The following is a 23,262-nucleotide window of genomic DNA, read 5'->3' as shown; positions in this document are numbered from 1 at the left end:
TCGCGTTCATCGAGGAGGAGTCAGCACGTGAGAAGAATCGTCATGACCGTCATCACCGCAGCCATGACGGTGATCGGGATCGGCGCGGTGGCCGGCCCGGCTGCCGCGGCCGCTCCCGCGCCGTCGACCGTGTCCACCGGCTACTCGCACACCTGCACCATCCGTACCGGCGCACTGTGGTGCTGGGGCGGCAACTACAGCGGCCAGCTCGGCGACGGCACCACCACCAACCGGACCGCCCCCGTACGGGTCGGCACCGCCTCCTCCTGGGCTGCCGTCGACGGCGGCACCAGCTACAACTGCGGAGTCCGCACCGACGGGACGCTGTGGTGCTGGGGCAGCAACACCCGCGGCCAGCTCGGCGACGGCACCACCAGCCGGCGGACCGCTCCCGTGCAGGTCGGCACGGCGACCACGTGGGCGAGCGTGAGCGCCGGCGACAGCCACACGTGCGCCACCCGTACGGATGGAACGCTCTGGTGCTGGGGCTTCAACCGTTTCGGCCAGCTGGGCGACGGCGCCGCCGTCTACACCGCGACCACCCCGCTCCAGGTCGGCACGGCGACCACCTGGGCGAGCGTGACGGCCGGCTACGCGCACACCTGCGCCACCCGCACCGACGGCTCGCTGTGGTGCTGGGGCGACAGCTCGACCGGGCAGCTCGGCACCGGCGCGCTCGGCTACAAGACCGTGCCGACCCAGGTGGGCACCGCCACGACGTGGTCCGAGGTGACCGCGGGCTACCTGTTCACGTGCGCGACCCGCACCGACGGCACGTTGTGGTGCTGGGGCGAGAACGGGTACGGCCAGCTCGGCGCGACGGGCGCGTACCAGGTCGCTCCCGCGCAGGTGGGCTCCGTCGCCACCTGGACGGGCGTCGACGCCAGCTTCGACACCGCCTGCGCCACCCGCACCGACGGCAGCCTGTGGTGCTGGGGCAACAACGCCTCGGGCCAGCTCGCCGACGGCACGACGACCCACCGGTACGCCCCCACGCGCATCGGCACCGCCACCACGTGGACGCCCAACGGGGCCGCCGGGTACCACGTCTGCTCGTACCGCACCGACGCCACGCTGTGGTGCTGGGGCAACAACGACAACGCCCAGCTCGGCGACGGCACCACCACCCGCCGCACGGCCCCGCAGCAGGTGACCCTGCCCGCCTAGGGTCCGGGCCCGGGCCGCTGTCCGGGGACGACGAGCTTGGTCTCGTACGCGACGACGGCGGCCTGGGTGCGGCTGGCCAGGCCCAGCTTGGCCAGGATGTGAGCGACGTGGGTCTTGACCGTGGCGTCGCTGAGGTACAGCTCCCGGGCGATCTCGGCGTTGGAGCGGCCGCGGGCGATGAGCCGCAGCACGTCGACCTCGCGGCCGGTCAGCGCGTCGAGCCCGGGCGGCGGGCGGCCGGGCTCGATCCGGCCGGCGAAGGCGTCGAGCATGCGGCGGGTGACGTCGGGCGCGAGCAGCGCGACGCCGTCGACGACCGTGCGGATGGCGGAGGTGAGCTGGCGTTCGGGGGCGTCCTTGAGCAGGAAGCCGCCCGCGCCCGCGCGCAGCGACTCGTACACGTACCGGTCGAGGTCGAAGGTAGTGACCACGAGCACGTGCGGCGGGTGCGGCTGCCGGACGATCTGCCGGGTCGCCTCGATGCCGTTGAGCCGCGGCATGCGGATGTCCATGATGACCACGTCCGGGCGCAGCCGGCGGGCGGCCTCGACCGCCTCGACGCCGTCGCCCGCCTCGCCGGCCACCTCGAGGTCGGGTTCGGCGCGCAGGATCATGCGGAAGCCGGCCCGGACGAGCCGCTGGTCGTCGGCGAGCAGCACCCGGATCACGACGCCGCCCCGGTCAGCGGCAGGGTCGCCGAGACGGTGAACCCGTGGTCCGGCCGCGGGCCCGCGGCGAGCTCGCCGCCGAACAGCGCCGCTCGTTCGCGCATGCCGAGGATGCCGTAGCCCGCGCTGGCCGCCGCGCCTGCTCCCGTGCCGTCGTCGACGACCTCCAGCGTCAGCGCCGCCGGGGTCACGGCGACGGCGATGTGCACCGAACCGGCGTCCGCGTGCTTGAGGACGTTGGTCAGCGCCTCCTGCACGATCCGGTATCCGGTCACGTCCACCCCGGGCGGCAGGCCGGTCAGGTCGCCCTCGGTGCGCACGCGGATGTCGAGGTCCGGGCGTGCGGCCTGGGCCACGAGGGCGTCGAGGTGCCGCAGGCTGGGCTGGGGCGCGAGATCGGCCTCCTCGTCGGTGGCCCGCAGCACCCCGAGCAGCCGGCGCATCTCCACCAGCGCCTGCTCGGCGACCTCCTCGACGGTCGCGAAGGCCTCGCGGGACTCGGCGACGTCGACGGTCAGCATCCGGCGGCCGCCGCGGGCGTGCAGGATGATGACGCTGATCGCGTGGGCGATGACGTCGTGCAGCTCCCGTGAGATGCGGGTGCGTTCGAGGGCCACGGCCGCCGCCGCGTGCCGGTCGCGGGCCAGCTCGGCGAGCACCGCGCGCCGGGCGTAGTCGGCGGCCCGCTCGGCGTGCCGGCGCACCGAGAAGCCGACCACGAAGGTGAGCGCCATCCACAACGCTGCCACGGCCGCGGCCATCGTGCTCTCGCTGTAGTCGAGGTAGCCGTGCACGGCGACCCCGCCCGTGATCGCTGCGATGCCGGCCAGCCCGCCGCGCACCGTGCGGGCGTAGACCACCGCTGCGTACCCGGCGCCGAGCAGGGTCAGCGTGTGCGAGAGGTTCTCGGGCACCGGCGCCACGATCAGCGTCCCCCCGGTGGCCACGCCGATCACGACGGCCGCGGCCACCGGGCGGATCCGCCGCCACGCGAAGACGACGGAACACAGGGCGTCGAGCGTGAGGACGTACGCGGGAGCCGGCGTGCTGTCCCAGGCGAGCGCGGCTTCGTAACAGATGCCCGCGGTCAGCGCGGCCGCCAGCAGGGCGTCCGTGAGAGTCGGCTGCGTCCGGCGCATCCGCATGGGAAAACCCTAGACCCGCCGCCCGCGGGCGTTCCTCATCAGTTGGGATGAGGCCGATCGGCATTGCGGCCGACGACCCGGCGGGCGTACGGGCCCAGGCTGGCGTCATGACTACCGACACCGGATTCGACCCGGCCGACCGGCGGCCCTGCCTCGCAGCCGCCGTGTCCGGCATCCTGTTCTTCCTCGGCGCGTGGCTGGTGCCCGCGGAGGGCCCGTCGCCCGCCACCGCCACCGCGGCGCAGATCCGCGACCACGTGGCCGCCAACGACGTCGCGCTGCGCGTGGGGGCCGCGGCCGAGCTCGCCGGCGTGGTGCTGTTCGTCGTGTTCGTCGCCGCGGTCGCCCAGCTGATCCGCAACCGGCGCCCGGCGTCCCTGCTGGCGGGTCTGTTCCTCGCCGGTGGGCTGCTGCTGGCGGTCCACTACCTGCTGATGGCGGTGGTGGACGGCATGCTGCGCCTGCTGCCGGGCCTGATCGGCGTACGCCTCGACGAGATCGACGACGCCACGCTGCGCGGCTGGTACGCGCTGGGCGGTGTCACGCACTTCCTCGGCGACCTGGCGATGGCGCCCACGGCCCTGGTGCTCGCCGCCGCCGCGCTCGCCGCGTTCCTTCCCCGCTGGCTCACCTGGGCGACCGCGCTCGTGGCGGCCTCCGCGGTGATCGGCACGGTCGGCATCGTGACGGCCTGGTCCGCGCTGTACCCGTTCTGGTTCGGCGGCCAGTTCGGCTGGGCACTGTGGATCGTGACGGTCGCCGTCGTGTGCGCCGTCCGGGCCCGCCGCCTGCGCCGCGCAAGCCTCGACCGCCCGCCCGCGGGTGCCGGCTCGCGCTCCCGCACCGGCGTGGGGTGAGGCTCGGCGGTGGCGCCGGCGAGCGTCAGCCCCGGTCACTCTCGGATCGTCCTGAGCCAGGGACCGCTCGTTCGCCCGGCCCGGTATGACTCACCTCCCCTGTCGCAGGCATGCTCCGGGGTTGGTGTCGCCGGGCCGGGCGGCGCCGACCACGGCAGCTCGGGTCGCGGCCTTCTTCAACGGCGAAGCGGTGCCGGCCGCCACCGGCCCGCCCACGTGGTCAGCCGGGCTCGCGATCGAGTTCGGTGACACGTCGCGGGGGTGTCCCTGTGGATTTCGTCAAGCGGCGGGGGCGTGTTCTGTCGGCCGGGTTTGGTAGGGCTGCTGGTCGCGGAGCATGGCGAACAGGACGTCGGCCCGCCGTCGGGCGAGGCGGATGAGGGCGGCGTTGTGGCGTTTGCGTTGAGCTCGTTTGCGGTCGTAGTGGGCCCGTGAGGGTGGGTGCGCGAGAGACGCGAACGCGGCGAGGAAGAAGGCGCGTTTGTTGCCTCCTTTGGGTGGGTGCTCGCCGCGGATGGAGATGCCGGAGCGGCGGGTGACCGGGCCCAGACCGGCGTAGGCGGCCGGGTGCCCGGTGTGGGGAAGGCGACGCCATCGTCGGCTTCGAGCAGGATTCGGGCTGCGGCCCCGATCCCGATGCCGGGCATCGAGGTCAGGACCCGGGCAAGAGGGTGCGCATCGAGGATCCCTTCGACCTCACCAGCGACCTGATCCCGCTGGTGGGAACGCCACGGAGGCTGTCAGCCAGCGCGGGAGGATCTTCTCCGCCGCGCTGGTCCCGGGAACGGTCACGGTCTGCTCGTCCAGGGCGGCCAGGATCTGAGTGACGAGGCGTTCGCCCGGGCGAGGTGCGTTCTTCGAGGCGATCTCCAGCAGCTTCGAACGGCCGGCCTTGCGCATCCCGGCCGGGCCGCCGCAGCGCGACAGCAGCGACGTCGCCTATCAGCTCGATCGCCGGTCCGGCGTCGACTGTCGGCAGTCACGTTACGAGCAGACCTGCCTCAACATGCCAGGCGGTCGTGTCCCTATCAGCGGTCCGCCGACGCCACTCGGCCCGGTGACAACACCCCCCGGATCATCCGTACAACGTTGGCAGTGAGTCATGCCAGGCCGGGCGACCGCAGTCCCCGGCTGTGGACGATCAAAAATTTAACGGGGGCGGTGCGCTGCATGACGATGACCGATGTCGGCACTTGGGCCACCACACCGTCGCGCTGGATCGCGACGGCAAGCGGCTGCACGGCGCGGATCTCGTCGGCACCGAGGCCGAGCTGCGGCAGGTCCTCGACGAACTCGCCGACCGTAGGACAGCCCGCCGCGGCCCGGGGCACTGCCCGCCGCGCTCGGCCGTGCCTGCGGCCACCGGGTCGCCTGACTGCCCGTCCGGCGCGACCTCGTGAAACCGCGGTCGGACCGCGGTGCCCCGGCCGGGTTGTGAGAGGCCGCCGTGAGAGGCCGCCGCGAGAGGCCGCCGCGAATGGTCGCCGCGAGAGGCCGCCGGGAAAGGCTGCCGCGAGCGGCTGTCCATCGCGACCAGGAACGCGCCGCGCACGGAACGAACGCCTCGGCGGGCAGATCATGACCGCGTCACCTGCCGGCCTCGGCCGACCCATGGGACGCCCCCTCCCGGGCGGGCCGGTTGAGGACGTACGCCCGGCGCGGGTTCGTCACGAACACCGCGTCGGCGCACTCCGCGCCGAACCGGGCGTGCAGCATGGGCCGCAGCGTGGTGAGCAGGTGGGCGGCGCCCGGCCCGGTCCCGGTCGCGGTGGTGTCGGCGCCCAGCAGCAGGCGGTCCCCGCCATCGCCGTCGATCACGGCGGCCAGCACCCGCGGCAGCCGGGCGCTCGCCTCGGGGTGGCGGGCGGACGGGCCGTCGAGGGCGAGGAACGTGCCGGCGTCCAGCGCCGCCCGGACGGCCGCCGGGTCGGCGTACCGCTCGAGATGGCCCAGCACGACGTGCCGCGGGTCGACCCGGCCGCGGCCGCACAGCGCGGCCAGCACGTCGGTGACCGGCGTGCCCGGCTCGAGGTGCACCCCGATCGGGGCGCCGGTGGCGTGGTGGGCGGTCGCGGCGGCGGCGAAGACCCGGCGGGAGTGGGCGTCGAGGCCGGCGGGGGAGGCCGCCACCTTGATCAGTCCGGCGCGTACGCCGGTGCCCACGATGCTGTCGGTCACCTCCGCGACGAACAGGTCCTCCAGCCGGGGAAGCACGGCGGCCAGGACCTCCGGTGCATAGTGGACGGCCTGGTGCAGCCCGGTGGCGGCGACGACGTGCACGCCGGTCGCGCGCGACAGGCCGGCCAGGCCGGCGGCGTGCCGGCCCAGCCCGTACGGGGTCCACTGGATCAGCGACCCGCCCCCGGCCGCGGCGAACGCGCCCAGCGTGGATGCGGCGGCTGCCGGGTCGTCGAGCTCGGCGCCGGGCAGCCGGGGGGTGCGCAGGAACAGGTGGTCGTGCGCGTCGCAGACGCCCAGGTCGGCCGGGTCCACGTCGCCCAGCACCGTCCGGGCCACGCTCATTGCCCGTACACCTGCCGCGCGCAGCGCAGGGCGGCGAGCGCCCGGGGCGTGCCCACGTACGGGGCGAGGTGCACGAAGACCTCGGTGACCTCGCGGGGCTGCAGGCCCAGCCGCAGCGCGGTGCGGATGTGGCCGACCAGTTGCGGCTCCACCGAGCCCAGCACGGCGAGCGCGGAGAGCGTGGCGATCTGCCGGTCGCGGGCGGAGAGCACCCCGCGCTGGTAGGTGCCGCCGAACAGGCACGTCACGATCCAGTCGGCGAAGCCGGGCGCCAGCTCCTCGAGGGCGGGGATCGTGGCCGCGTACGTCTGCGGGTCCTGCATGGCGGTGAGCAGCTCCTGGCCCGCGGCGCGGTCGAGGACGGCCGGCTGCAGCTCGGCGCCGAGTCGTTCGGTCATGGTCGAGTCCTTACATACTAGTAGGTACAGAACGGGCGTGCGTCACCACAGCCGGCCGGTGGCCAGCCGCTCCAGGTGGGGCGTCGACGCGTGCAGCACGTCGAAGCCGGTCACGCCGGGATCGGGTCGGGCGGGGGCGGCGGTCCACAGCGTGACCCGCAGGAGCTCCCACCGGTCGGGGTCGACGGCGACGGCCTCGCTGTGCAGGCCCGCCCGCGCGGCCGGCGGCTCGAGCTGTCCGTCGAGCGCGTCGCCGGGCAGCACGTCGGCGGGCAGCGGAACCCGCCGGCGGGTCAGGAACACCGGCTGCTCGCCGAACGCCGGGCCGCGGTGGAATGCCGCGCCCACCCAGTGCCGTACCGCGGGCCGGCCGAAGTCGGTGACGATGGCGCGGAACGGGCCGTAGAGGAACGCGTTCATCCCGGCCGGGTCGTGCCACAGGTAGAACGGCGCGTACGCGTTGACCGGCGACCCGTGCCGGCCGATCCGGCGCACCGCGTACGCCTTGAGGCCCAGGTGCGGGAAGGCGTCGGTGGCACTGCCGCGCTCGGCCACCCGGCGCTCGATGACGGTCATGTCGTAGTCGGCGGGCAGGGTCAGTTCGTACTGCATGACGTGCACGGAGATCCCTCTCTGTTCATCGGCGGAGCGCGGTGAGCAGCTGCACGGCGCCCTCGGTGGCGGCGGTGAACGGCTCGGGTGAGCCCGCCGACCGGGCCAGCACGTAGCCGCCCTGCACGGTGGCCACGACGGCGGACGCCACCGCGTCGGGGTCGACGCCGGCCCGCAGCTCGCCGGACGCGACGCCCTCGGCGACGATGCCGGCCAGCCGCTCGCGCAGCCAGCCGAACGTCTCGGCCAGCGGCGCCCGCAGCGACGGGTCGGCCACCACGTCAGGGTCCTGGGCGTGCCGGCCGATCGGGCATCCGCGCAGCACCTCGCGCTCGCGGCGCAGATAGCCGGTCAGCCGGTCGAGCGCGCTGCCCGGCCCGCCGAGCAGCGTCTCGGCGCGCTCGCGCTCGGCCGCGGCGGTCCGCTGCAGCGCGACCCGGGCCAGCTCGGCCTTGCCGGTGAAGTGGTGGTACATGCTGCCCTGCCCGGCCTCGGCGTGCTGCTGGATGGCCTTGGGCGAGGTGCCGACGTAGCCGCGCTCGCGCAACAGCTCCTGGGTGCTGACGATCAGCCGCTCCCGTGCTTCCATGCCGCCAGCCTTACATACTAGTAGGTACAGACGCAAGCGCCGGTCAGTAGCCGCGGTCGCGGTGGTAGCGGTTGCGCAGCGGCTCACCGGAGCGGAAGCGGCGCAGGTTGTCGAGGAACAGGTCGGTGAGCGCGGCGTTCTCGGTTGCCACGGTGGACGCCGAGTGCGGCGAGAGCAGCACGTTGTCCAGGTCCCACAGCGGCGAGGAGTCCGGCAACGGCTCGGTGGCGAACACGTCCAGCGCGGCGCCGCCGAGATGACCCGCGCGGAGGGACTCGATCAGGGCGGCCTCGTCCACGACGGCCCCTCGGGCGATGTTCACCAGCACGGCGCCGCGCGGCAGCAGGGCCAGTTGCCGCGCGCCGATCAGCCCCTCGGTCTCGGGCGTCAGCGGGCAGCAGAGCACCAGCACGTCGGTGCGGGGCAGCGCCTCGTCGAGCTCGGTCTCCTTCCGCGTACGGCCGATCCCGACCACCCGGGTGCCGAGCGCGCGGAAGGTGCGCACGACCTCGCGGCCCATCCCGCCCAGCCCGACCACGGTGACGGTGCGGCCGGCCAGCTGCGCGCTGGTGTACCGCTCGTAGACGTGCGCGCGCCGGCGACGGACCAGCTCGGGCACGCCCTTGACGAAGTGCAGCGCGCCGGTGACGGCGAACTCGGCGAGCGGCACGGCGTGGATGCCGGCCGCCGTGGTGATCTCGATGTCGCTGCGGTCGAGGCCGGTGCGCCGCACGAAGCCGCCGATGCCGGCGCTGGTCGCCTGCACCCAGCGCAGCCCCGGCGCGCGCCGGGGCAGCTCGGCCGGGCGCTCCCAGTCGAAGTCGAACGCGACGTCCGCGGCGGCCAGCATGCCCGCCCACCGGCCGGCCTGCTCCGGCGTGAGCTCGGGGCGGCGGCCGCCGTGGTCGCAGCGGTACTGCGGCGCCGGCAGGAGATCCGGGTCGTAGAGCACCTCCAGGCCGGGCCCGGCGGCGGCGATGCGGTCGACGAGGTCCGGTTCGAGGTAGCTGGCGACCACGACGGTCAGCGGCGGCATCATGCGCCGAATCTAGTGTCCGCCGGGAAACTCTCGTCCACAGTGCTCCCATAGATCGATGAAAGGGCATACCTTGGGCTGTCATGGGTCTGACACGCAAGCAGATGCTCGGTGTGATGGGTGCCGCGGCGGCCGCTCCGCTGGTGGCCGGCGGCGCGAGCCCGCGGGTGGTGAAGCGGGACGTGTGCGTTCTCGGCGGCGGCTCGGCGGGCACGTACGCCGCGGTCCGCCTCCGCGACCTCGGCCGCAGCGTGGTCGTCGTGGAGGCGCAGGGCCGGCTGGGCGGGCACACGGAGACGTACCACGACCCGGCCACCGGCGCGACGATCGACATCGGGGTCGTCGTGCTGGAGGACGAGCCGGTCGTCCGCAGCCACTTCGGCCGGTTCGACATCGACCTGGTGCGGCTCTCCGGCGGCGGCGGGGGCGGCACGACGGCGTACGTCGACTTCCGCACCGGCCGGCCGGTCGACTACACGCCGCCGGCGCCGGTCGCGCTGCCCGCCTACTACGAGCAGATCAGCCGGTTCGGCCCGATCGACACCGTGCTGAACCTGCCCGATCCGCCGCCGGCCGAGCTGATGGCGCCGTTCGCGGACTTCGTCGCGAAGCACGACCTCGGCTCGATCGTCCCGCTGGTGTTCGGCTACGGGCAGGGCATCGGCGACCTGCTGGGCCTGCCCGCGCTGTACGCGGTCAACCTGTTCGGCCAGGGCGTCGCCGGCAAGCTGCTCGGCGGCGGCTACGTCACCACGGCGGCCGGCAACAACAGCCTGCTCTACGAGCGCGCCACCCGGCACCTGGGCGACGACGTGCTGTTGAGGACCCGGGCGGTGCACGTCGAGCGGTCGCGCTCGGGCGTGCGGGTGCTGACCGCGGGCCCGGGCGGCCCGCGGCTGATAGAGGCGCGCAAGCTGCTCGTGACGATCCCGCCGCTGGTGCGCAACCTGGCCGCGGTCGATCTGGACGACGTCGAACGGTCGCTGTTCGGCAGGTTCACCGCGGGCGGCTACTACACCGCGGTCGTCCGGCTCTCGGGGCTGCCGGCCGGCGTGGGGCTCGACAACGTCGCGGCCGGCACGCCGTACCAGTTGCCGCCGCTGCCGGGGCTCTACATGGTGGCGCCCAGCGCCGTGCCCGGGCTCTACAACGTCAAGTACGGCAGCCCCGTGCCGCTGCCGGACGCGGTGGTGCGCCGCGAGATCCGGGCCGGCATCGAGCGGGTCGCCGCCGCGGGGACGTACCCGGTGCGGTTCGAGGGCTTCGCCACGTACGCCGGGCACACGCCGTTCGAGCTGCGCGTCGGGCCGGGCGACATCGCCGCGGGCTTCTACCCGCGGCTCAACGCCCTGCAGGGCCGCAACCGGACGTACTGGTCGGGGGCGGCGTGGCACTCGCACAACTCGGCCCGCATCTGGATCGGGCTCGAGAGCCTGCTGCCCTCGATCGCGGCCTGACGAAACTCGCGCCGACCGGCCGATGAGTTCGGTGCCTCTCGCGGGTCTTCAGGGGTGCCACTGCTTCTTCAGATCCCGCGAGAGGACCACTGTCATGACCACCGTCGGCGTCACCCCCGCATCGCCCGCCCGTCGGCTGCACCGCACCCTGTGGGGGCTTCAGGTGTTCCTCGGACTCTTCATGATCGTCGGCTCGGCCGGGCCCAAGCTGGCCGGCGAGGCCACCGCGGTGCAGACCTTCGACGACATGGGCGCCGCCACCTGGTTCCGCTACTTCATCGGCGTGGTCGAGCTGGCCGGCGGGGCCGGGCTGCTCGTGCCCCGCTTGGCCGGTCCGGCCGCGGTCGGGCTGGCGCTGCTGATGGTGGGGGCCGCCATCACGCAGGCGTTCATTCTGCACGGCGGCGCGCTCGTGCTGACGCCCGTGGTGCTGTTCGCGCTGTTCGTGTTCATCGCCTGGCACCGCCGCTCGACCCTCCGCCTGCCCCGCACGCGGTGAGGCTGCCGGGGCGTCAGGCGCGGCGGACGGCGACCGTCACGCGGTGCGTGCTGGCGAAGATGGTGCCGGCCCAGCCGTCCGCGTCCTGGAACGTCAGGCTCGTGGCGCCGTGCTCGGCCCGGTCGGCGACGATGGTGAACGCGGCCAGCGGCAGCTCGCGGCGGTAGAACGACAGCACGGCCTCCGGGTCCGGCGCGGTCAGCGTGAACGACGCGCCGGACTCGGCGTCGGACAGCGCGGTGACCCGGCTGCCCGGCGGCAGCCGGAAGGTGGAGGGCACATGGCGTACGCCGGTTTCGGTGCGCGCGGCGGCCGGGACGTCGCGGCCCGGCGTGCGGACGCCGGTCGCCGGCACGACCGCGGCGGGCTCGGTGTGCCGCCGCTCCGAGGTGGCCGCGGCGCTCCCGCAGGCGCCGGCCCCGGCGACGGCCAGCAGGGTGGCCACCACGGTGGCGATGCGCCTGGCAAGCATCCGCCCATTCTGCGCCATCTCGTCAAGGATCATCGGATCCCGCGGTTCTCCAGCATGTCGTCGAAGGGCAGGTCGGCGGTGCCGCGCAGGGTGGTCGTCGCCGGCACGCCCGCCCACCGGCGCAGGGTGGCCGTGGCCTCAGCCGCGTCGGCCGGGGCGAGCCGCGAGATGTTCGCGCCGTGGTTCGCGCCCGGGGCGACGTACAGGTACGAGTCCCGGCGGCTCGGCCGGAACCGCTCGGCGCCCCACGGGTCGTTCTCGCCGTAGACGAACAGCATCCGCTGCGACAGCGTGCGCACCCACAGGTCCACGTCGATCATCGGCAGTGGGTTGTGGCGGGAGCGTAGCTCCGCGGGCAGCGACGAGTTCGCCGTGTAGAGGCCGGGGTAGCGGCGCAGCCCGCGCAGCTGATCGAAGCGCAGGCTGGGCCAGCCGAGCTGGTTGGCGGCCTGATAGTAGTACGGCCAGTACGGCTCGAGCCCCTGATCGGTGTAGAACGACCAGGAGGCGACCTCGTCGATCCACGCGTACAGCTCGGCGTCGGTGGCCGTCGCGGCGGGCACGTCCGCGCAGTCCGCGGCCGACCGGTACTGCCAGAACGCCCACACGGTGTCGAGCACGGTCATCTCGTACGCCCGGTCGGCGGTCCCCAGCGTCCGGCCGAAGGTCCACCCGTTCGCGGCCGCGTCCGCCTCGAGCCGGGGCACCAGCCGGTCACGCCGTTTCAGAGCCTCCTTCTGGACGCCGTCGAGCGCGCTGCGGCACGCGGCATCGCCCACGGTCGTGAAGAACCGGTCGTACGCCCCGTCGAGGTCGTTGAGGCTGTCGTTGGGCGCCACGTAGGCCACCACGCCGTCCACGTCGGCGGGGTAGAACCGCCGGTGGTAGACCGACGTCATGCCGCCCTTGCTGCCCCCGGTCTGGATCCACTTGCCGGAGTAGACCGCCTTGAGCGCCTGCACGATCCGGTGCTCGTCGGTGGCCTCCTGCCAGATGGTCAGGTCCGACCAGTCGGCGGGCCGGGGCCGCGACGGCGTGAAGAAGCGGTGCTCGACCGACACCTGGTTGGCGTCCAGCAGCACGGTCGGCTCGGTGCGCGACGCCCGCGGCGTGGCGGGCAGCCCGTATCCGCTGGTGGACAGCACGACCGGCGCGTCGGTGTCGCGGTGCAGCAGCGTGAGCCGCTGCTCGTACGTGCCCGCCCCGGGGTGCCGGTGGTCGGCCGGCTGACGATAGGTGAGCACGAAGAACCGGTAGCCGGTGGGCTGGGTCTCGGAGACGACCGTCAGCCCCGGAATGGCCTGCAGGCGCGTGAGCAGGTCGTCGAGGGCGGCGGCCGTCGCCACGGTGGGCGCCGAGAGCAGGGCCAGCACGGACACGAGGACGGTCAGCAGGCGACGTCGCATCGACGCATGCTAATCGACCAACCGGCCGCCTAGGTATACCTACGCCGCCGCCGGGCCCGGATAAGCACCCTTGACCAGCAGGAATACGGAAGTCATTCCGATGTGTCCACCCCCTGCCGCGGCCGAGTATGGAGTCATCACCGAGGCCGAACAAGGAGACACAGCCATGCTGAACCACGCGGACCTGATGCTGACCCTGGCCAACGACCGTCACCGCGAGCTGGTCGAGGAGGCCGACCGGCACCACCTGCTGAGCATCGCGCGGCTGGCCCGCAAGGCGCGCAAAGCACCGGTCGTGCGCGGCCGGCCCACCGGTAACCTGGCGTCGTGCGAAACCTCCGCGGCGGTGCCGGTCCGGTGATGATCGGACGCGAGAGCGAGCTGCGCCGGCTGGCGCAGCTCGCTTCGTCGGGTGAGCCGGCGATCGCGGTGATCGCGGGTGAGCCCGGCATCGGCAAGACCCGGCTGGTGCACGAGCTGATCGCCGGCCTGCCGGACGGGACGGTGGTGCTGGTGGGCCAGGCGGAGCCGGGGTCGCTGTCCCGGCCGTACGAGGTGCTCCTCGACGCCATCGACGGACGCCCGGGGGTCGACGCGGAGCAGCTGGCGGCCCTGGCCGACGCCCGGCGCAGCCCGGTCGAGCGGCTGCACACTGGCCTCGCGATCGTGGCCGGCCTGATCGGCGACGCGCCCGCGGTCATCGTCTTCGAGGACCTGCACTGGGCCGACTCCGAGAGCGCCGCGCTGTTCGAGCGGCTCGCCGACCAGCGCGGGCCGCGGCTGCTCATCGGCACCTACCGGCCCGACGAGGTGACCCGCCGCCAGCCGGTGGCCGGTCTGCTCGCGCGGCTCGAGCGGCGCCACGCGGTCACCCACGTACGCCTGGACCGCCTCACCGCCGGGCAGACGGCGGCGCTGCTCGCGGCGGCCACCGGCGCGCCGGCCCCGCTGCGCGCCGTGACCGCGCTGCACCAGCGCACCGGCGGCAACCCGTTCTTCCTCGAGGAGCTGCTGCGCGCCCTGCCCGGGCACGACGTGGAGGCGCTGGTCGAGCAGCCGCTGCCGTGGAGCCTCGCCGACGTGCTGCGCCGCCAGGTCGACGACCTCGACCCGGTCAGCCACCGCATCGTCGAGGCGGCCACCGTGCTGGGTCACCGCATCCCGTTCGACCTGCTCGCCGACGTGACCGGCGCGGGCGAGGACGAGCTCATCGCCGTGCTGCGCGACCTGGTGACGCGCGGCGTGCTGGTCGAGTCGGGCGAGGACGAGTTCGCGTTCCGGCACGCGCTGGTCCGCGAGGCGATCGCCGGGCAGCTGCTCGGCCGGCAGCGGCGCCGGCTGCACGAGGCGGCGCTCGACGCGCTCCTGAGCGGCGGATCGTCGGACCCGGCGCTGGTGGCGCACCACGCGCGTGGCGCGGGCCGCTACGACGACATGGTCGCGGCGGCCCGGCGGGGAGCGGCGCTCTACCTGTCGATCGGCTCGGCCTACCAGGCGCTGCAGCTGGCCGAGATGGGCCTCGACGAGGTGCCCGACGACCCCGACCTGCTCGGCGCCGCGGCCCGCGCGTCGTGGCTGGCCGGCCTGCTCGACGACGCGTCGCGCTACGGCCGGCGCTGGCGCGACCTGGCCACCGAGGCGGCCGACCGGGCCGAGTCGCTGTACCTGCTGGTGCGCATCGCCTGGGAGTCGCGCGAGACCGACGAGATGCGCGCGCTGACGCACGAGATCGAGACGCTGATCGCGCAGCTGCCGCCCGGTGAGGGTCAGGCGCGGGCGATGACCGCGGTCGCCCAGTCGGCGTACCTGCGCGACGACCTGGACGCCGCGCTGCTCTGGTGCGACCGCGCGCTGGCGCTGGCCGAGCAGTTCGGGCTGCCGGCCATCCGCCTGACCGCGCTGCTCGAGAAGGGCTCCGCGCTCACCGAGCGCCGCCAGACGGCCCCGGCCGGCCGCGAGATCCTCGCCGCGCTCGTCGACGAGGCCGAGAAGGCGGGGGAGTGGGTGCTCGCCGCCCGGGCGCTGAACATCCTGGCGATGGACCTGCCGCCCGCCTCACCGGCCGAGCACGCCGAGACCCTGGAACGGATGCGGGCCGACGCCGAGCGGGCCGGCCTGGAGTCGCTGGCGGTGGCCACGTACTTCCAGGGCCGGGCCCGGCTCGCGCTGCGCACCGGCGACCTGGCCGCCGCGATCGCCGCGCTCGAGGAGGGCCGCGAGCAGAACCGCGGCTTCCGGCTGCGCGGCCGCTGGGCCGACTACCACGGCGTCTTCCTGGCCGGGCTGTACCTGGAGGCCGGCGAGCTGGACCGCGTCGAGCAGCTCATCGCCGACCTGTCCGCGCTGCCCGACAACCCGTCGACCGCCGTCCCCGGCCTCACCTTCCACCTGGCGTGCCGCCTCGGCGACCTCCCGCGCGCCGAGGCGGCCCTGGACGCGTTCCTGGCCGCCCTGCCCGGCCAGGCGTGGCGCAGCGGCGAACAGGCCCACGACCTGGTCTCCGCCGCGCTGGCCGGGGGCCTGCCCCAGCCCCGGCTCGAACAGATGGCCGCCGCGATGCTCGACGGCGACCTGTGGGACGTCTACCGCACCCTCGTCCAGGCCCAGCTCGCCGAGGCGCGCGGCCGGCACGCCGAGGCGCTGGCCGGCTACGAGTCCATCGTGGACGCCGACATCCTCGGCCCCGCCAAACAGGGCACCGTACGCCTCGGAGCCGCCCGCTGCCTGCTGGCCACCGGCCACCGCGACGAGGCCGCCGCCCACGCGGCCGAGGCCCAGTCCCTGCTCTCCGGCTGGCGCGGCTGGCGCGTCGCCCAGCTGGCCCACGTCCGGGCCCAGCTCGGCATCGCCCCCGACGGCCCCGCCGACACCGGCCCCGCCGCGCTGACCCCCCGCGAGCGCGAGGTCGCCGTCCTCATCAGCGACGGCCTGACCAACACCGAGCTGGCCCGCCGTCTCTACATCTCCCCGAAGACCGCCGCCGTCCACGTCTCCAACATCCTGCGCAAACTCGGCGTCTCCTCCCGCACCGAGGTGGCCGACCTCCTCAGCCGCCGCTGACCGCTCGCTCGCCCCGTCCCCGTGGCCGGGCTCGCTTATGCCGTCCCGCGCCGTCCTGCTCCGTCCCCTGGCCTGGCTCTTGCTCGTCCGTAGAGACCCGCAGCGGGGGCGCCGAGCGGAACGCGATGATCAGCCCCGCAGCCGGGCGGGCTGCCGACGGGGGCCGCCGGCGAAGTCGCCGAAAGCCACGCCGGCCGCCAGCGCCAGGCCGATGGCGAGCGCCAGGATGATCGTGACCAGCCCGTTCACCACGTCCTGGGTGGCCAGCTGGTAGAACCCGCGGTAGGCGGTGAGCCCGGGCAGCAGCGGGATGATCCCGGACAGCAGGATGACCTGCGTCTGCGCCCCCGAGCCGCGCCGGGACAGGCCGGTTGCGAGCCCGACGACGGTGGCCGCCACGCCGGTGGCGGCGACCGAGCCGAGGTCGGTGACCAGGGTGACGGCGCCGTACGAGGCCCAGGCCGTGCCGCCGGTCAGGAATGCGGCCGGCAGCGAGCGCAGCGGGGTGTAACAGGCCAGCGCGAACATGGCGGCCGACGTCGCGGCGGCCGCGGTCGACAGGCCGAAGCGGGCGACGTCCGCGGCCACCGGTTCGGACGGGTCCAGCGTCAGGTCGAGCACCAGCCCCACCTTCAGGCCCAGGATGACGCCCGCGAGCAGCCCGGCCGACAGCAGCGCGATCTCCGCCGCGCGGCCGGCCGCGGTGACGTAGAGGCCCGAGATGGCGTCCTGGACGGTGCCCACCACCGACAACCCCGACAGCAGGACCGTGACGCCGGCCGCGATGACCAGCGACGGTTGCGTGCCCGAGGGCAGCGCGCCGGCCCCGAACAGCCCGAGCGTGGCCACGGTGGCCACCAGCGCCCCGGCGAGCTGCAGGAAGAACGGCGCGACGCCCCACCGGCGCAGCACGCGGCCCAGGCGGTCGATGAACGCGGTGACGGCGAACGCGGTCAGGGCGATCATGGCCGTACCGCCGAGCAGGACGGCCACCGCGGCGGCCAGCCCGCCCCACCCGGCGGTGGCCACCCAGCGCGGGTACGGATGCCTGGCGTTGACCGCCTCGGTCATGGCTGCCGAGGCGGCTTCGACGGTCATCCGCCCGCGCCTCACCTGGTCGACGATCCGGGTGACCAGGGCCAGCCGGGTCAGGTCGGTGGTGCGGTTGCTGACCAGCCGCATCGTGGTCACCGGAGCCGCCACGTTGCCACGGTGACAGCACATGGTGATCGAGTTGAACGTGATGTCGACGTCGACCGTGGGCAGTCCGCAGGCTGCGGCCAGCCGCGTCATCGTCGCGGACGTCTCGCCCGCGGGCTCGCCGCTGGACAACAGCACCTCGCCCACCTGCATGCACAGGTCGAGCACCTCGAGCACCTGCGCGTCGGTCGGCACGTCGGGCCCGACCGGCCGCAGCAGCTCGGCCGTGGGCTCCCCGCCGCGCAGCAGGTCGCGGGCCTCCCGCCGGACGACACCGCGCAGCCGGCGGGCGATCCGTCCCTGTGACATCCGCATCCCTCCCACCCCGGTCCCGACCCTAGACGCGGCCCGGGCGCCGGGTGGCGACGCGGCCGCCGACCGGCGTGGCGGATCACCCGGCCGAGAGCATGCGGCACACGGCGGCCGGCAGCAGGCGTCCCTCCATCGCGGTCAGCAGCGTCTGGTCGGGCTCCGTGGGCATCATCACCACGACGCTGCGCCGGCCCTCGCGGTCGGTGAAGGTCCAGGAGATGTAGCCGAGGAGGGCGCCGTTGTGGCCCCAGACGGTGCCGCACGGGAACTGCTGCGCATAGATGCCCAGGCCGTAGTCGTAGCCCGGCGCCACCCGTACGGTCCGGAGCAGCTCGGCCTGCTGGGCCGGCGCGAGCAGGCGGCCGCGCAGCAGGGCCTCGTAGAACGCGCGCAGGTCGGCGGCGTTGGAGGTCATCCCGCCCGCGGCCCAGACCGCGGAGGGGCTTAGCGGTGTCACGTCGACGTAGCCCGCGCCGCTGACCGACGGGGGCAGGTAGCCGTGGGCGTGGTAGCCGGCGATCCGCGGCGTGGTGGGGAAGGCGGTCGCGCTCAGCCGCAGCGGCCGCAGGATGCGCTGCTCGACCAGCCGCTCCAGGTCGCGCCCGGAAGCCTTCTCGACGATCAGGCCCGCGAGGACGTAGCCGGTGTTGCTGTACGCCCAGCCGCCGCCCGGCGGGAACGTCGGCGGGTGCCGGTTGGCGACGGCGACGAGCTCGCGCGGCGTCCACCGCCGGGTCGGGTCGGCGAGGAACCGGGCCAGGAACGTCTCGTCGGCGGCGAAGTCGAACAGGCCGCTGGTGTGGTTGAGCAGCATCCGCACCGTGACGGCCGAGCCGCCGGGCACGAGCCCGGGCAGCCAGCGCTCCACGGTGTCGTCCAGCCGCAACTTGCCCTGCCCGACGAGCTGCAGCGCCACGACCGAGACGAACGTCTTGGTGGCGCTGCCGATCCGGAACCGGGCCGGCGGCGTGAGCGGCTGCCGCGGCTGCAGCCTCGCCACACCGCTGGTCAGCCGGAGCGTACGGGTGCCGTCGTCGACCACGGCCAGCGCGCCGGTGGCGCCCGCGGCGACGAGGTCGTCCAGGGCGGCCTGCAGGGCCGGGTCGCCGCGCGAGGCCGACGCGGGCGCGGCGACGGCCGCCGGCAGCACGAGCGCAGCGCAGACGACCAGGAACGTACGGAGCAGTCGAGTCTTCATGCCCTCACCGTGGCACCGGCCGGCGGCGGGCACAGGCAGCCGATCATCCAATAGCTATGCGTCGATCGGTGTGCGGCGGCGCAGGCGGGGGTACGCGGGGGGAATGGCCTCCTCCTCGCCTCGCCGCGTGATCGTCGCCAGCCTCATCGGCACCTCGCTGGAGTGGTACGACTTCTTCCTGTACGGCTCCGCCGCCGCACTGGTGTTCGGCAAGCTGTTCTTCCCGCAGTTCGAGTCGCTCACCGGCACGCTGCTGGCCTTCACGACGTACGCCGTGGGGTTCGTCGCCCGGCCGCTCGGCGGGGTGATCTTCGGGCACTTCGGCGACCGGGTGGGGCGCCGCAACGTCCTGGTGATCACGCTGGTGCTGATGGGCGCCGCCACGTTCGCGATCGGGCTCGTGCCCACGTACGCGGCCATCGGCGTGGCCGCGCCCGTCCTGCTGGTCGCGCTGCGCTTCCTGCAGGGCCTGGGGCTGGGCGGCGAGTGGGGCGGCGCCGTGATCATGTCGGTGGAGCACGGCGGGACCGACCGCCGCGGCCTCAACGCGAGCTGGCCGCAGGTCGGCGTGCCGGCCGGCAACCTGCTGGCCGCGGGCGTGCTGTGGATCCTCAACAGCACGCTGTCGGAGGAGGCGTTCCTGTCCTGGGGGTGGCGGGTGTCGTTCCTGCTGTCCGGCGTGCTGGTCGGGGTGGGGCTGTGGATCCGGCTGACGATCACCGAGTCGCCGCTGTTCGCCGAGGTCGAGGAGTCGGGCGCCAAGGCGAAGATGCCGCTGGTCGAGGTGCTGCGCCTGCACCCGCGCGGGCTGCTGGTCGCGATGGCCGCCCGGATCGGCACCGACGTCGCGTTCTACACCTTCTCGCTGTACGTGCTGACGTACATCACCGACACGCTCGGGCTGCCGCGCAGCGCCGGGCTGGCGGCCGTCCTGATCGGCTCGGCGTTCCAGCTCGCGCTGATCCCCGCGTTCGGCGCGCTGTCCGACCGGGTCGGGCGCAGACCCGTGTACGCCGCCGGGGCCGCCGGCGCCGCGGCGTGGGCGTTCGCGTTCTTCCCGTTGCTGGCCACCGAGAACCGCGTCGTGATCGTGCTCGCCACCGTGGTCGCGCTGGTCACCCACGCGGCGATGTACGGGCCGCAGGCGGCGTTCATCGTCGAGATGTTCAGCACCCGGCTGCGCTACTCCGGCGCGTCGATGGGCTATCAGATCGCCGGCATCCTCGGCGGCGCGCTCGCCCCGATCATCTCGATCCAGCTCGTCCGGGTGACCGGCAGCGCGTTCGCCGTGTCGGCGTACGTCCTCATCGCCCTGTTGATCACGCTGGTCGCGCTCTGGTTCGCGCCGGAGACCTCGCGGGTCGACCTGCAGGCCGAGCAGCCCGGCACGGCGCAGGCGTCCGCGCCGGGCTGACGTCAGTCAGCGACGGCGGTTCTGCAGCCGGGTGAACAGGCCCCGCAGCCGGCGCTGGTTCTCGGGCTTGGCCAGCTGCCGGCGTCCCTGGTCGACCAACTGCCGGCCCTGCGGGCTCTGCAGGAACGTGCGGACGCGCTGGGCAAGAGTTGCCATGGTGGTGCCTCCTCGAACGACGTGTCGTACGGGGTACCCGCTCACCACGCGCCGCAACCCGCGCGAACGTGCCGTTGCCCGGCACGACGGACGACGCTCGACCGGCTGGCCCTCACCGCGGCGCCGCCGGCTGCTGAGGGCTGCCGACCGGGAACGCCTGCCCGGACGGCGGCCGGTGGGGCGCCAGCGTGAGATAGGCGAAGCCGAGGTGGCCGCGGTGGCCCTTGAGCCACATGTCGCGCTGGGTGTCGAGCTTCTCCCGCAGCGCCTCGGCCTCGGGATGTCCGGCATGCGACACGATCCAGTCCTCGGCCTCGGCCGCGAGGCCCGACTCGAAGTCCTCCCACTCGTTGGCGGTCGCCGTCTCGATCCGCAGCGGCCGGAAGCCGGCGGCGACGGCCTCGTCGACGAGCCCGGCCAGATCGGTGCAGTCGTCCGGCGAGGCGCCGGGCCACATGTGGGCCAGCCGGTCGGCGGTCGGCGGCTGCTCCCAGAACTCCGCGCCGAAGATCAGGACGCCACCGGGGGTGACCAGCTCGGACAGCACCCGCAGGGCGTCCGCGATCGTGCCGAACGCCTGATAGGCGCCGATGTTGAGCACGACGTCCGCGGCGCGCAGGTGAGCCCGGGCGGGACCCTCGGCGAAGGAGACCCGGCCGGTCAGGCCGCGCGCCTCGGCGTTGGTGCGGGCGCGGACGATGTCGGGCCCGTGAGCGTCGGCCCCGATGCCGGTGGCGCCCGGCGCGGCGGCCAGGATGCGGAGCAGGAGCTCGCCCCAGCCGCAGCCGAGGTCGGCGACCGTGGCCGGCGACCGCGCGGCCACGGTCGCGACGATCCGGTTCGCGCGCTCCTCGGACAGCGGCGACATGAACGCCAGCCGGGCCCCGCTGCCGATCGTGGGAGGTGGGGTCATCCGCGGAGGCTATCGACGGCGACCGCTCGTCACCACCGATTTCGGCCGGCGCCGGTCAGGCCGTGTCGGCGACGACGTGGACCAGGTTGCGGGTCTGCTGGGCGATCGCGAGCCGCCAGGCGTCGAACGTCGGGTCGCTCACCCCGTACTCGGTCTCGAAGTGCTGCATGTCGGGGGTGTGGATGTGCCCGGCCGGGATGCTCAGGCCCATCCGGTCGCGCAGCAGCGTGTTGCGGTAGGCGCTCTCGTTGGACAGGTAGTTGCCGCCTCCGCCGCTGTACGAGCACGTCTGCGCCGCGGGCGGGGTGGGGGTGTCGCGGGTCGCCAGGGCGGGGGAGGCGCAGTCCGGGAACTCGGTGTAGCTCGTACGCCAGACCACGCCGAACGCGACCGACTCGTCGGGCCAGGTGTCGCCCGGCGGCCGCGGCACGTCGGCGCCCGTGTTCGCGGCGATCATCTGCTGCACGGGCAGGGTCGCGCCGGTCCACTGCGGCGGGTTGCGCAGGTCGAACGTCGACGGGCCGCCCCACCGGTCCACCACCGTGATGTTGCACTCGGGATTGTTGACGGCCAGCTGCGGCACGCCGCCGACCGCCTGGCACGGGCGGAACCGGTCGTTGCCGGGGGAGACGCCGTGGTAGCGCGCGTTCCACTGCTCGAGGTTGAACACCGCGCCGCCGGCCTGGCTCACCGTGATCGACGCGTCCACCTGCCGCGGGCCGGGCAGCATGAACGGCCCGACGGTGTCCTCCAGATAGCCGCGCCGGAACTCGGGGTAGCTGACCGGCAGCGTGTACGCCTCGATGACCGCGTTGCGGTGGCGCGTGCCGTCCAGCGACAGCGCCGTGGCGCCGGACGGGTTGCCGTGCCGGATGTTGTTGCCGCCGGGACCGCCGTCCAGCGTGTACGGGTCGAAGCCGCTCACGATGACCCGCTTGACGCCGGCGCCGGGCGGCAGGTCGATGTCGCGCATCCCCCGGGACGTACGGTCGAAGGTCTCGATCAGCTCCAGGCGCCGCCCCTCGAAGAGCGGGAACCGCGGCACCCACTGCCGGATGGCGGCCATGGCCTCGACCCGGGTCCAGTAGAGCGGCCGGTCGTCGCTGTACGGCAGGTCGCCGCGCACCGGCCCGCGCCGCTGCGCCCGGTCGACAGCCATGGTCCACAGCCGGTCGGCTGTGCGCGACACGACCCGCTCGGCGGCCGCGACCGACCGGGCGCCGCAGAGCTGCTCGACCAGCCGCGGCGTGAGGCCCTCGAAGCCCGCGCCCTCGATCATGCGCCGCGCGAACGGCACCGCCGGCTCGCCGGGCAGCGTGAAGGTCAGCCGGCTCTCCTCGGCCGTGAGCGGCACGCCCGGGTCGAGGCAGCCGGCCGCCCGGGCCGGGCCGCCCGCTCCCACCAGGCCCGCTGTGAGGGACAACGCCGTGACCACGCCGAGAAGCCGCATCCGGCCAATATATGACTGTCGATGAAAGATCGCCGGGTCCGCGGGTAAGACGACGGGGTGGATCATGTGCGGTTGCGCTTCGACGGGTGGATCGCCGGCGTCGGCACGGCGAGCGGGACGCGGCTGGTGGTGGGGCACTGGCCGGAGTCGCCGTTCGGGCCGGTCACCGACGTCATGGTCGAGCACGCGGACGGCCATCGGGTGCTGCTCGCCGGGACCGCGGAGCTCGGCCGGTTCGTCGCCGGCACGTACTCGTTCGACGACGTGCAGGTGGTGCCGATTCGCGTCAATCGGTCGGATGCGGCGTGGGTGGTCGTGGCCGGGCCCCTCACGCTGCGGTTCGCCGTGGGCGGCCGCGGTGCGCTGGGCCGGCTGCTGCGCTCGGTGCCGCGGCCGCTCGCGCGGCAGCTGCCCTGGGTGCGGGCGATCGACGTACCGGCGCGGCTGCTGCGCGGGGTGCGCACGCACGGCAGCGCGGGCAACGGCCGCCGGGAGTGGTACGCCGTGCACGACCTGCACCGCATCGTCGGCGCCCGCGCCCTGCTCGACGGGCTGAACCTCGGCAACCTGGCCGCGGTGGACCCGCCCGTACGGTTCGGGTTCGGCTCCACCCCCCGCTTCCCGGCGCTGGCCCGCGTGACCACCACCGTCGAGATGCCGCCCCGCTGAACGATTGTCCGGCGCCCGCCCCGGTGGTAACGATGGGCATCAATGGACAGCGGGAGGAGCG

General features: G+C 74.2%; 23 protein-coding genes and 1 pseudogene. 8 read left to right on the top strand and 16 right to left on the bottom strand.

Annotated features, from left to right (window positions below; genetic code table 11):
• Window positions 1–42 precede the first annotated feature (42 nt).
• On the top strand, window positions 43–1,167 hold the full coding sequence (locus ACSNN8_RS31095; RefSeq protein WP_436655464.1) for an RCC1 domain-containing protein: 1,125 nt from the start codon (window positions 43–45) through the stop codon (window positions 1,165–1,167).
• Here ACSNN8_RS31095 and ACSNN8_RS31090 read toward each other — a convergent pair.
• On the bottom strand, window positions 1,164–1,835 hold the full coding sequence (locus tag ACSNN8_RS31090; protein WP_436653532.1) for a response regulator: 672 nt from the start codon (window positions 1,833–1,835) through the stop codon (window positions 1,164–1,166). The two genes, ACSNN8_RS31095 and ACSNN8_RS31090, sit on opposite strands and share 4 nt — an antisense overlap.
• Window positions 1,832–2,980: a sensor histidine kinase gene (locus ACSNN8_RS31085; RefSeq protein WP_436653531.1), complete on the bottom strand. Its 1,149-nt coding sequence runs from the start codon at window positions 2,978–2,980 to the stop codon at window positions 1,832–1,834. Before ACSNN8_RS31085 ends, ACSNN8_RS31090 begins: the two co-directional genes overlap by 4 nt.
• Window positions 2,981–3,087: 107 nt before the next feature.
• Between ACSNN8_RS31085 and ACSNN8_RS31080 the strand changes: the two genes are divergently transcribed.
• The gene (locus ACSNN8_RS31080; RefSeq protein ID WP_436653530.1) at window positions 3,088–3,837 is read left to right on the top strand and encodes a hypothetical protein; all 750 of its coding nucleotides are present in this window, start codon (window positions 3,088–3,090) and stop codon (window positions 3,835–3,837) included.
• Between the two features lie 279 nt (window positions 3,838–4,116).
• Here the strand turns inward: ACSNN8_RS31080 and ACSNN8_RS31075 are convergent.
• From ACSNN8_RS31075 to ACSNN8_RS31045, 7 genes and pseudogenes are all read right to left on the bottom strand, one after another.
• Window positions 4,117–4,416, bottom strand: a pseudogene (locus ACSNN8_RS31075) (transposase); the annotation flags it as partial.
• Between the two features lie 521 nt (window positions 4,417–4,937).
• Window positions 4,938–5,168, bottom strand: coding sequence for a hypothetical protein (locus ACSNN8_RS31070; protein ID WP_436653529.1), 231 nt, complete (start codon window positions 5,166–5,168; stop codon window positions 4,938–4,940).
• Between the two features lie 256 nt (window positions 5,169–5,424).
• Window positions 5,425–6,360 (bottom strand): hypothetical protein, encoded by a 936-nt coding sequence (locus ACSNN8_RS31065; protein WP_436653528.1) that lies wholly within the window; start codon window positions 6,358–6,360, stop codon window positions 5,425–5,427.
• Window positions 6,357–6,758 (bottom strand): carboxymuconolactone decarboxylase family protein, encoded by a 402-nt coding sequence (locus ACSNN8_RS31060; protein WP_436653527.1) that lies wholly within the window; start codon window positions 6,756–6,758, stop codon window positions 6,357–6,359. Before ACSNN8_RS31060 ends, ACSNN8_RS31065 begins: the two co-directional genes overlap by 4 nt.
• 42 nt (window positions 6,759–6,800) lie before the next feature.
• A complete protein-coding gene (locus ACSNN8_RS31055) occupies window positions 6,801–7,370 on the bottom strand; it encodes a DUF4865 family protein (protein ID WP_436653526.1) in 570 nt (189 codons plus the stop codon).
• Between the two features lie 25 nt (window positions 7,371–7,395).
• On the bottom strand, window positions 7,396–7,959 hold the full coding sequence (locus ACSNN8_RS31050) for a TetR family transcriptional regulator C-terminal domain-containing protein (RefSeq protein ID WP_436653525.1): 564 nt from the start codon (window positions 7,957–7,959) through the stop codon (window positions 7,396–7,398).
• Between the two features lie 43 nt (window positions 7,960–8,002).
• Entirely contained in the window at window positions 8,003–8,998 is a 996-nt protein-coding gene (locus ACSNN8_RS31045) for a D-2-hydroxyacid dehydrogenase (RefSeq protein ID WP_436653524.1), read from the bottom strand.
• Window positions 8,999–9,078: 80 nt separating this feature from the next.
• Between ACSNN8_RS31045 and ACSNN8_RS31040 the strand changes: the two genes are divergently transcribed.
• Both ACSNN8_RS31040 and ACSNN8_RS31035 read left to right on the top strand, forming a co-directional pair.
• The gene (locus ACSNN8_RS31040) at window positions 9,079–10,452 is read left to right on the top strand and encodes an FAD-dependent oxidoreductase (RefSeq protein WP_436653523.1); all 1,374 of its coding nucleotides are present in this window, start codon (window positions 9,079–9,081) and stop codon (window positions 10,450–10,452) included.
• 94 nt (window positions 10,453–10,546) lie between these two features.
• Window positions 10,547–10,951: a DoxX family protein gene (locus ACSNN8_RS31035; RefSeq protein WP_436653522.1), complete on the top strand. Its 405-nt coding sequence runs from the start codon at window positions 10,547–10,549 to the stop codon at window positions 10,949–10,951.
• 13 nt (window positions 10,952–10,964) lie between these two features.
• Here ACSNN8_RS31035 and ACSNN8_RS31030 read toward each other — a convergent pair whose 3' ends face one another.
• Both ACSNN8_RS31030 and ACSNN8_RS31025 read right to left on the bottom strand, forming a co-directional pair.
• Window positions 10,965–11,423: a hypothetical protein gene (locus ACSNN8_RS31030; protein ID WP_436653521.1), complete on the bottom strand. Its 459-nt coding sequence runs from the start codon at window positions 11,421–11,423 to the stop codon at window positions 10,965–10,967.
• Between the two features lie 29 nt (window positions 11,424–11,452).
• Window positions 11,453–12,829 carry a S28 family serine protease gene (locus ACSNN8_RS31025; protein ID WP_436653520.1) on the bottom strand — a complete coding sequence of 459 codons (1,377 nt, stop codon included), beginning with the start codon at window positions 12,827–12,829 and terminating at the stop codon, window positions 11,453–11,455.
• A gap of 166 nt (window positions 12,830–12,995) precedes the next feature.
• Here ACSNN8_RS31025 and ACSNN8_RS31020 point away from each other — a divergent pair, with 166 nt between their 5' ends.
• On the top strand, window positions 12,996–13,190 hold the full coding sequence (locus tag ACSNN8_RS31020) for a hypothetical protein (RefSeq protein ID WP_436653519.1): 195 nt from the start codon (window positions 12,996–12,998) through the stop codon (window positions 13,188–13,190).
• Window positions 13,157–15,889 (top strand): helix-turn-helix transcriptional regulator, encoded by a 2,733-nt coding sequence (locus ACSNN8_RS31015; protein ID WP_436653518.1) that lies wholly within the window; start codon window positions 13,157–13,159, stop codon window positions 15,887–15,889. The genes ACSNN8_RS31020 and ACSNN8_RS31015 overlap by 34 nt, the downstream gene beginning before the upstream one ends.
• Before the next feature lie 129 nt (window positions 15,890–16,018).
• On the opposite strand, the gene ACSNN8_RS31010 is transcribed toward ACSNN8_RS31015, so the two are convergent.
• Complete coding sequence (locus ACSNN8_RS31010) at window positions 16,019–17,398, bottom strand: threonine/serine ThrE exporter family protein (protein WP_436653517.1); 1,380 nt, start codon at window positions 17,396–17,398, stop codon at window positions 16,019–16,021.
• A gap of 82 nt (window positions 17,399–17,480) precedes the next feature.
• Window positions 17,481–18,599: a serine hydrolase domain-containing protein gene (locus ACSNN8_RS31005; RefSeq protein WP_436653516.1), complete on the bottom strand. Its 1,119-nt coding sequence runs from the start codon at window positions 18,597–18,599 to the stop codon at window positions 17,481–17,483.
• Window positions 18,600–18,726: 127 nt separating this feature from the next.
• Between ACSNN8_RS31005 and ACSNN8_RS31000 the strand changes: the two genes are divergently transcribed.
• Window positions 18,727–20,013, top strand: a complete 1,287-nt coding sequence (locus ACSNN8_RS31000) for an MFS transporter (protein ID WP_436653515.1) — start codon at window positions 18,727–18,729, stop codon at window positions 20,011–20,013.
• Window positions 20,014–20,019: 6 nt separating this feature from the next.
• Here ACSNN8_RS31000 and ACSNN8_RS30995 read toward each other — a convergent pair whose 3' ends face one another.
• The 3 genes from ACSNN8_RS30995 to ACSNN8_RS30985 form a co-directional block, all read right to left on the bottom strand.
• Window positions 20,020–20,169 (bottom strand): hypothetical protein, encoded by a 150-nt coding sequence (locus tag ACSNN8_RS30995; protein WP_436653514.1) that lies wholly within the window; start codon window positions 20,167–20,169, stop codon window positions 20,020–20,022.
• A 112-nt stretch (window positions 20,170–20,281) separates the two neighbouring features.
• Entirely contained in the window at window positions 20,282–21,082 is an 801-nt protein-coding gene (locus tag ACSNN8_RS30990; protein ID WP_436653513.1) for an SAM-dependent methyltransferase, read from the bottom strand.
• A gap of 55 nt (window positions 21,083–21,137) precedes the next feature.
• A complete protein-coding gene (locus ACSNN8_RS30985) occupies window positions 21,138–22,532 on the bottom strand; it encodes a hypothetical protein (protein ID WP_436653512.1) in 1,395 nt (464 codons plus the stop codon).
• A 66-nt stretch (window positions 22,533–22,598) separates the two neighbouring features.
• Here ACSNN8_RS30985 and ACSNN8_RS30980 point away from each other — a divergent pair, with 66 nt between their 5' ends.
• Window positions 22,599–23,201: a hypothetical protein gene (locus ACSNN8_RS30980; protein WP_436653511.1), complete on the top strand. Its 603-nt coding sequence runs from the start codon at window positions 22,599–22,601 to the stop codon at window positions 23,199–23,201.
• Window positions 23,202–23,262: the final 61 nt, after the last annotated feature.

It is taken from the genome of Actinoplanes sp. URMC 104, from assembly GCF_051386375.1.
Taxonomy (GTDB): Bacteria; Actinomycetota; Actinomycetes; order Mycobacteriales; family Micromonosporaceae; genus Actinoplanes.
Note: the sequence above shows the minus strand (reverse complement) of the source record. Positions and strands in the feature narration are given on the sequence as shown.

Bases quoted from the DNA above. Each gene is read 5' to 3' on its own strand.
- ACSNN8_RS31095 (WP_436655464.1), top strand. From the start codon at position 43: ATGACCGTCATCACCGCAGCCATGACGGTGATCGGGATCGGCGCGGTG.
- ACSNN8_RS31085 (WP_436653531.1), bottom strand. From the start codon at position 2,980: ATGCGGATGCGCCGGACGCAGCCGACTCTCACGGACGCCCTGCTGGCG.
- ACSNN8_RS31080 (WP_436653530.1), top strand. From the start codon at position 3,088: ATGACTACCGACACCGGATTCGACCCGGCCGACCGGCGGCCCTGCCTC.
- ACSNN8_RS31065 (WP_436653528.1), bottom strand. From the start codon at position 6,360: ATGAGCGTGGCCCGGACGGTGCTGGGCGACGTGGACCCGGCCGACCTG.
- ACSNN8_RS31060 (WP_436653527.1), bottom strand. From the start codon at position 6,758: ATGACCGAACGACTCGGCGCCGAGCTGCAGCCGGCCGTCCTCGACCGC.
- ACSNN8_RS31055 (WP_436653526.1), bottom strand. From the start codon at position 7,370: ATGCAGTACGAACTGACCCTGCCCGCCGACTACGACATGACCGTCATC.
- ACSNN8_RS31050 (WP_436653525.1), bottom strand. From the start codon at position 7,959: ATGGAAGCACGGGAGCGGCTGATCGTCAGCACCCAGGAGCTGTTGCGC.
- ACSNN8_RS31045 (WP_436653524.1), bottom strand. From the start codon at position 8,998: ATGATGCCGCCGCTGACCGTCGTGGTCGCCAGCTACCTCGAACCGGAC.
- ACSNN8_RS31040 (WP_436653523.1), top strand. From the start codon at position 9,079: ATGGGTCTGACACGCAAGCAGATGCTCGGTGTGATGGGTGCCGCGGCG.
- ACSNN8_RS31035 (WP_436653522.1), top strand. From the start codon at position 10,547: ATGACCACCGTCGGCGTCACCCCCGCATCGCCCGCCCGTCGGCTGCAC.
- ACSNN8_RS31030 (WP_436653521.1), bottom strand. From the start codon at position 11,423: ATGCTTGCCAGGCGCATCGCCACCGTGGTGGCCACCCTGCTGGCCGTC.
- ACSNN8_RS31025 (WP_436653520.1), bottom strand. From the start codon at position 12,829: ATGCGACGTCGCCTGCTGACCGTCCTCGTGTCCGTGCTGGCCCTGCTC.
- ACSNN8_RS31020 (WP_436653519.1), top strand. From the start codon at position 12,996: ATGCTGAACCACGCGGACCTGATGCTGACCCTGGCCAACGACCGTCAC.
- ACSNN8_RS31010 (WP_436653517.1), bottom strand. From the start codon at position 17,398: ATGTCACAGGGACGGATCGCCCGCCGGCTGCGCGGTGTCGTCCGGCGG.
- ACSNN8_RS31005 (WP_436653516.1), bottom strand. From the start codon at position 18,599: ATGAAGACTCGACTGCTCCGTACGTTCCTGGTCGTCTGCGCTGCGCTC.
- ACSNN8_RS30995 (WP_436653514.1), bottom strand. From the start codon at position 20,169: ATGGCAACTCTTGCCCAGCGCGTCCGCACGTTCCTGCAGAGCCCGCAG.
- ACSNN8_RS30990 (WP_436653513.1), bottom strand. From the start codon at position 21,082: ATGACCCCACCTCCCACGATCGGCAGCGGGGCCCGGCTGGCGTTCATG.
- ACSNN8_RS30985 (WP_436653512.1), bottom strand. From the start codon at position 22,532: ATGCGGCTTCTCGGCGTGGTCACGGCGTTGTCCCTCACAGCGGGCCTG.